Origin of the sequence: Micrococcus sp. HMSC31B01 (assembly GCF_001816085.1) — a bacterium.
GTDB lineage: Bacteria > Actinomycetota > Actinomycetes > Actinomycetales > Micrococcaceae > Micrococcus > Micrococcus luteus.
This window is the reverse complement of record NZ_KV825064.1, coordinates 1-7,130: the sequence shown is the minus strand read 5'-3', so window position 1 is coordinate 7,130 and position 7,130 is coordinate 1. Positions and strand designations below refer to the sequence as shown.

The 7,130-nt window shown below is 73.3% G+C and carries 6 protein-coding genes; 3 read left to right on the top strand and 3 right to left on the bottom strand.

The genetic code is table 11. The annotated features are described in order from the left end of the window. Nucleotides 1-62 precede the first annotated feature (62 nt). Nucleotides 63-1,526, top strand: a complete 1,464-nt coding sequence (locus HMPREF3105_RS04840) for a mycothione reductase (RefSeq protein WP_070708882.1) — start codon at nt 63-65, stop codon at nt 1,524-1,526. Nucleotides 1,527-1,587: 61 nt separating this feature from the next. Here HMPREF3105_RS04840 and HMPREF3105_RS04835 read toward each other — a convergent pair whose 3' ends face one another. Further along, nucleotides 1,588-3,426 carry an AMP-dependent synthetase/ligase gene (locus tag HMPREF3105_RS04835; protein ID WP_063189739.1) on the bottom strand — a complete coding sequence of 613 codons (1,839 nt, stop codon included), beginning with the start codon at nt 3,424-3,426 and terminating at the stop codon, nt 1,588-1,590. A gap of 114 nt (nt 3,427-3,540) precedes the next feature. Beyond that, nucleotides 3,541-4,311, bottom strand: coding sequence for an alpha/beta hydrolase (locus tag HMPREF3105_RS04830; RefSeq protein WP_036316677.1), 771 nt, complete (start codon nt 4,309-4,311; stop codon nt 3,541-3,543). A 68-nt stretch (nt 4,312-4,379) separates the two neighbouring features. Here HMPREF3105_RS04830 and HMPREF3105_RS04825 point away from each other — a divergent pair, with 68 nt between their 5' ends. Beyond that, nucleotides 4,380-5,087, top strand: a complete 708-nt coding sequence (locus HMPREF3105_RS04825) for a lysophospholipid acyltransferase family protein (protein ID WP_036384573.1) — start codon at nt 4,380-4,382, stop codon at nt 5,085-5,087. A 71-nt stretch (nt 5,088-5,158) separates the two neighbouring features. Next, on the top strand, nt 5,159-6,571 hold the full coding sequence (locus HMPREF3105_RS04820) for a class II 3-deoxy-7-phosphoheptulonate synthase (protein WP_036316682.1): 1,413 nt from the start codon (nt 5,159-5,161) through the stop codon (nt 6,569-6,571). A 24-nt stretch (nt 6,572-6,595) separates the two neighbouring features. Here HMPREF3105_RS04820 and HMPREF3105_RS04815 read toward each other — a convergent pair. Then, the coding region (locus HMPREF3105_RS04815) for a PASTA domain-containing protein (protein ID WP_141762431.1) at nt 6,596-7,130 on the bottom strand (535 nt) is incomplete at its 5' end.

Here is a 7,130-nt window from a genome sequence, read left to right as displayed (position 1 = left end):
CGGCGGGCCGCCCCACGGGCCCGGACGCCACCGCGTCCGGGCCCGTGCCTATCCTGGGAGGCATGGCCACCTCTGCGGAACACCACGACCTGCTCATCATCGGCTCCGGATCGGGGAACTCCCTGATCAGCGAACACTGGAAGGGCCGGAGCGTCGTGATCGCCGACTCCGGCACGTTCGGCGGCACCTGCCTGAACGTCGGCTGCATCCCCACCAAGATGTACGCCTACCCGGCCGGCCTGGCCGCGCTGCCCCCCAAGGCCCGGAGCCTCGGGGTGGGGCTGGAGTTCACGGGCGCCGACTTCCCGGCCATCCGGGACCGCATCTTCACGCGCATCGACGGCATCAGCCGGGACGGGCTGCGCTACCGCCGGGACGATCTGGACTACACGAGCGTGATCCAGGAGGAGGTGCGCTTCGTCGGTCCCCGCCGCGTGCGCACCGCCTCGGGCCGGGAGATCACGGCGGACCAGGTGGTGGTCGCCGCGGGGTCGCGGCCCACCCTCCCGGAGATCCCGGGCCTGGACCTGCCGTCGGTGCACACCTCGGACACCGTGATGCGACTGGATCGGCTGCCGCGGCGGCTGCTCGTGGTGGGCGGCGGGTTCATCGCCTGCGAGTTCGCCTCCGTCTTCGCCGGGCTGGGGACCGAGGTCGTCCAGGTCAACCGCGGCCACCGGCTGCTCAAGCAGCACGACATGTCCGTGTCCACGACGTTCACGAAGATCGCTGCCCGACGGTGGGACCTGCGCACGGGGTGGACCCCGGCCGGGATCGAACCGGTCGAGGACGCCGAGCGGGCCGCGGACGGCTGGGTCCGGGTGCGCCTGGATCGCGCAGGGGGCCAGGAGCAGACCGGCATCGTGGAGGAGGCCATCGAGGCGGACACGGTGCTGATCGCGGTCGGCCGGACGCCGAACACGGACCGCCTCGACCCCGCCGCCGCGGGACTGGACGTCACCGACGACGGCGTCCTGGTCAGCGACGAGCATCAGCGCGCACTCTCCGACGGTGCTCCGGTGGAGGGGGTCTACGTGCTCGGGGACGTCGCCAACACGTGGCAGCTCAAGCACGTAGCCAATCACGAGGCCCGCGTCGTCGCGCACAACCTGGAGCATCCGGACGATCTCCGCGCCAACACGCTCGGCCCCGTGCCGGCGGCCGTGTTCACCCATCCGCAGGTGGCCTCCGTCGGTCTCACGGTGGAGCAGGCGCTCGCCGACTACGGCGCGGACGCGATCACGGTGAAGACCCAGTCCTTCGGGGACGTCGCCTACGGCTGGGCCATGGAGGACACCGAGGGCGTGTGCACCGTCGTCGCGGAGAAGGCCACGGGACGGATCCTGGGCGGGCACATCCTGGGGCACGAGGCCGCGAACCTCATCCAGCCGCTCGTGACCGGCATGGCGTTCGGCATCGACGCCCACCGGCTCGCGCGGGGCCAGTACTGGCCCCACCCGGCCCTCACCGAGGTCGTCGAGAACGCGCTGCTGGGCCTGGACGTGCCGGACTCCGGTCTGCTCTGACCGGACCCGCGGGGACGACGACGCCCGGCCGCGGGGGCCGGGCGCCGTCGTCGAGGGGCGTTCAGTTCTGCGGGGCGGGCTCCCCGTAGATGTCCGCGATCTGCGCGGCGAAGTCCTTCATGATCGCCGACCGGCGCATCTTCAGGGACGGGGTCACATGGCCCTCCTCCAGGGAGAAGTCGCGGTCGAGGATGCGGAACTCCCGGATCCCCTCGGCGCGCGAGACCAGGCTGTTGGCCTTGTCCACGGCCTCCTGGATGTGACGGCGCACCGCGTCCTCGCGTGCGGCCGCAGCGACGTCGAGGTCCTTCGGCAGCCCGTTCGCGGCGAGCCACGCGGGCAGGGTGTCGGTGTCGAGGGTGACGATCGCCGCGATGAAGGGCTTGCCGTCGCCGACCACCATCACCTGGGAGACGAGCGCGTCGCTGCGGATCGCGTCCTCGAGCATCGCCGGTGCCACGTTCTTGCCGCCGGCCGTCACCAGCAGCTCCTTCTTGCGGCCGGTGATCGTGAGGAAGCCGTCGTCGTCCAGGGCCCCGAGGTCGCCGGTGCGGAACCAGCCGTCTTCGAAGGCCTCCTCGTTCGCCTCCGGCCGGTTGTGGTAGCCGCGCATCAGCGACGTGCCGCGCGTGAGGATCTCGCCGTCCTCGGCGATCCGCACCTGGTTGCCGCCGAGGGGGTGTCCGACCGTGCCGATCTTCAGCCGGTCCGGCCGGCCCACGGTGATGGGGGCCGTCGTCTCGGTGAGGCCGTAGCCCTCGAGGATGGTCACGCCCACGCCGCGGAAGAAGTGCGCCAGGTCGGTGGAGAGGGGGCCGCCGCCGGAGACCGCGTACGCGAGCCGGCCGCCCATGGCCGTCCGGATCCGGCGGTAGACCAGCGCGGAGTAGAACGCGCGCTGCAGCCGCAGGGGCGCCGTCATCCGGCCCGAGTCCAGCGCCCGGGACCAGCGGATCGCCACGTCCGCGCCACGGCGGAAGATCTTCTCCTTGCCGCCGCTCTGCGCGTTGAGCAGCGCCGCGTTGTAGATCTTCTCGAACACGCGCGGCACGGCCAGCACGAAGCTCGGCTGGAAGGTCTGCAACGAGACCGAGAGCCGCTTGATGTCCGAGACGTGCCCGCAGCGTGTGCCCGCGGCGACGGTGAGCACCGAGACGAAGCGCGCGAACACGTGCGCCAGGGGGATGAACAGCACGGTGGAGGTGTCCTGGCGCACGACGTCGCCGAGCGAGGACAACAGGGTCTGGTTGACGAGCTCCGCGAAGTTCTCATGCGTGAGCTCGCAGCCCTTGGGCCGGCCCGTGGTGCCGGACGTGTAGATGATGGTCGCCAGGTCGGCCAGGCCGGCGGAGGACCGGCGCGTCTCGAGCTCCTCATCGGTGACGTCCGCGCCCAGGGCGACGAGCGCCTCGAGGCCGGAGCCGGGGGCGCCGTCGGCCGGGTCCATCGTCCACAGGCCGATCAGCTCCGGCAGGCCCTCGCGCTGCACCGCGTCCCGCACCGTCTTGGCGAGGTCCTCGTTCCCGGTCACGACGGCGCGCACGTCCGAGTCCTCGATGATCCAGGACACCTGGCTGACGGAGGAGGTCTCGTACACGGGCACGGTGACCGCGCCGGCATACCAGATGGCGAAGTCGACCAGTGTCCACTCCAGGCGGGTGGAGGCCAGGAGACCGACCGTCTCCCCGGGCTGGATCCCGGCGGCGATGAGCCCCTTGGCCAGGGCCCGCACGCGTTCGCGGGCGTCCCGGGCGGAGACGTCCGTCCACTGGTCCTGCGCGTCGGGCACCGCGAAGAGGCCGTGGTCGGGACGCTCCGTGGCCTGGCGTTCCAGGAAGTCCGTGATGTTCGCCTCCGGGGACAGGCGGGGGTGGTGGTACGGCTCGCTGATCTCGTGCATGGGACTCCTCGGGCGTCGGGTCGGTCCCGCCGACCGATGGTCGGCGGAACGGAAGTATGTGTGAGTCGTGTCACGCACACTCTACAACCGGCAGCGGCAGGGTCCGGGCGCGACTCAGTGCGTCGTCATGGCGGCGACCGCGCTCCGGCCGTGGTCGATCAGCAGCGGCAGGTCGTAGTCGAGCGTGGCGACGTGGCGGCTGCGGGGCAGTCCCACCACCTCCACGGGGGCCTGGCGCAGGCCCCGCACCAGGGTCCGGTGGCTCGAGGCGGGCACGACGGCGTCGCGGGCGGACCGGTAGACCGTCACGGGAGCGGTGATCCGCGGCAGGGCGCGGCGGGCGGCCCGCTGGATGCGGCCGAGGGCGGCGACGCCGGCCACCGGCGTGCGGGGGTAGGCGCGCTCGCGCGCCGTCGGGTCCGCGATGTCGTCCGCGATCGGGGCGACCGTGGGGACGAACGGGGCCAGCAGCGGGGCGAAGGGGGCGAGCGGGCTGGCGAAGCGCAGCGCGGGGTTCACCACGAGCACCCCGGCCACGGGTCGGTGGGCGGCGGCGTCGAGCGCGAGGGCGCCGCCCATCGAGATGCCCGCCATGACCACGCGGCCGTGTCGGGCGAGCTCGAGGTCCACGACGGCCCGGACGGCGGCGCGGATCTCGTCCGCACCGGTGGCGGCGAGGTCCTCCCACCGGGTGCCGTGCCCCGGCAGCAGGGGCACGCTCACGGGGGAGCCGCCTGCCGCGAGCCCCTCGGCCCAGGCGCGGACGGAGGCCGGAGTCGAGGTGAACCCGTGCAGGAGCACGACGCAGTGGTCGCGCCGGGCGGGAGCGGCGGGCATGAGGCGCAGGGGGAGGTCTTCGGGGGCGACGGCGACGGGGCGGGGCATGGTGCCAGGGTAAGGCAGGCGGACCATACGATGGGCAGGCACCCGACCGCCCCGACCGGAAGGCCCTCGTGTCCACGTTCTACTGGTCCGCCAAGACGTTCGCCGTGGCTCCGGCCACCCGCCTGCTGTTCCGCCCCTGGGTGAAGGGCCTCGGGAACGTGCCGGCCGAGGGCCCGGCGATCCTGGCCAGCAACCACCTGTCCGTCTCGGACTCGGTGTTCATGCCGGCCATGCTCGACCGCCAGGTGCACTTCCTGGCCAAGCGTGAGTACTTCACCGGCCCGGGCGTGAAGGGCTGGGTCACCCGCCGGTTCTTCGAGGCGGCGAACCAGCTGCCCATGGACCGCTCCGGCGGAGAGGCGTCCCTGCGCTCGCTGGACGCGGGCCTCGAGGCGCTGCGGGAGGGCCGGCTGCTCGGGATCTACCCGGAGGGCACCCGCAGCCCGGACGGGCGGCTGCACCGCGGCAAGATCGGCGTGGCCAAGCTCGCGCTGGCCTCGGGCGCGCCCGTGGTGCCCATCGCGATGATCGGCACGGACCAGGTCCAGCCGATCGGCCATGTGCTGCCGCGGATCCGGCGCCTGGGCATGATCTTCGGTGAGCCGCTGGACTTCTCCGACCGTGCCGAGGCCGTCGGCGACCCCCGGGTGCTGCGGGAGGTGACGGACGAGATCATGGAGGCCATCCGGCGCCTGTCGGGCCAGGAGTACGTGGACACCTACGCGGCGGACGTGAAGGCGGGCCGTACGGCCGCTCCGCCACGCGCCCGCGACTGAGCGGGGCCCGCGCGTCGTCATCCGGGGACGCTCAGACCGGGGCGCGGCACGCGGCCCCTAGCCTGGTGCACATGACTGAAGACCCCCGCGAGAAGATCCTGGCCTTCGGCACCGCCATCTCGGAGGGCGCCGCCGACATCCCCGGCCTGGACCACTGGCGCTCGCTGCCGATCGCACAGGCGCCGTCCTGGGCGGACGAGGCCGATCACCGCGCCGCCGTCGCCGAGCTGAGCGCCCTGCCCCCGCTCGTCTTCGCGGGCGAGGTCGACCTGCTGCGCGCCCGTCTGGCCGACGTCGCCCAGGGCCGCGCGTTCCTCCTGCAGGGCGGCGACTGCGCCGAGACGTTCGCCGGGTCCACCGCCAACCGGATCAGCGCCCGGGTGAAGACCATCCTGCAGATGGCCGCGGTGCTGACCTACGGCGCCTCCATGCCGGTCGTGAAGATGGGCCGGATCGCCGGCCAGTTCGCCAAGCCGCGGTCCTCGGACACGGAGACCCGCGACGGCGTCACGCTGCCCAGCTTCCGCGGCGAGATCGTGAACGGCTACGAGTTCACCGAGCAGGCACGCCGGCACGACGCCCGACGGATGGTGCAGGCGTACCACACCTCCGCCTCCACCCTGAACCTGGTCCGCGCCTTCACCCAGGGCGGCTTCGCCGATCTGCGCAGCGTGCACCAGTGGAACCAGGGCTTCATGGCCAACCCGGCCTACGCCCAGTACGAGGAGATGGCCGCCGAGATCGACCGCGCGGTCCGCTTCATGAACGCCGCGGGCGTGGACTTCGAGGCCATGCGCCGCACCGAGTTCTACTCGGCCCACGAGGCGCTCCTGCTCGACTACGAACGTGCCCTGACCCGCGTGGACTCACGCAGCGGCGACCCCTACGCCACGAGCGCCCACTTCCTGTGGATCGGCGAGCGCACCCGCCAGGTGGACGGCGCCCACGTCGACTTCCTCTCCCGGGTCCGCAACCCGATCGGCGTGAAGCTCGGCCCGACCACCACGGTCGCGGACGCGCTCGAGCTCGCCGAGCGGCTGGACCCGGAGCGCGAGCCGGGCCGCCTGACCTTCATCACCCGCATGGGTGCGGAGCGGATCCGGGACGTGCTGCCCGGCATCGTCGAGGGCGTCCGCGACGCGGGGCTGGAGCCGGTGTGGGTCACCGACCCCATGCACGGCAACACCGTGACCGCGGCCAACGGCTACAAGACCCGCCGGTTCGAGGACGTGATGGACGAGGTCAGCGGCTTCTTCGAGGTGCACCGCGAGCTCGGCACGCACCCGGGCGGCATGCACGTCGAGCTGACCGGCGACGACGTCGCCGAGTGCCTGGGCGGCTCCGACCCGATCAACGAGGCCGACTTCGACGCCCGCTACGAGACGCTGTGCGACCCGCGGCTGAACCACCAGCAGTCCCTGGAGATGGCGTTCAAGGTCACCGAGGCCCTCTCGCACCCCGAGCGCCGCGCGCCGCGGGCCTGACCGCGCGGCCGGGCACGCCCCGGCTCAGCCGACCCAGACGTGGACCGCGGTGCCCTCCGGCAGCGCGGTCCCGGCGGCGGGGGACTGGTGCAGGACCCGGGACTCGCCCCGGGCGGAGAGCGGCAGCGGCAGGCGATGCACGCGGGCGTCCCAGCCCTCGTCCGCCAGCGTCGTGTGCGCCGTCTCCGGATCCTGCCCGGTCATGTCCGGCACCGGGCGCACGGCGCGGCCCTCGGAGAGCACCACGCGGACCGCGGTGCCCGGCGTCGCCTGCTCGCCGGGGGCCGGGTGCTGCTCGATCACGGCCCCGGCCGGCACTGCGGGATCGGTGCGGCGCTCCGCGACCTCCACGGTGAATCGGGCGTCCCGGGCCACGCCGTGGGCCTGCCGGATCACGACGCCGGTCAGGTCGGGCACCGGCACCGGCGCGGGGCCGGCGGAGACGGTGAGCTCGACGGGGGCGCCGCGCCCCGCCGGCTCCCCGGCCGCGGGTGAGCTGGCGACGACCGTGCCCTCCGTGCGGAGTTCGTCATGCCGGGCCGTGACCGCCGCGGTGAAG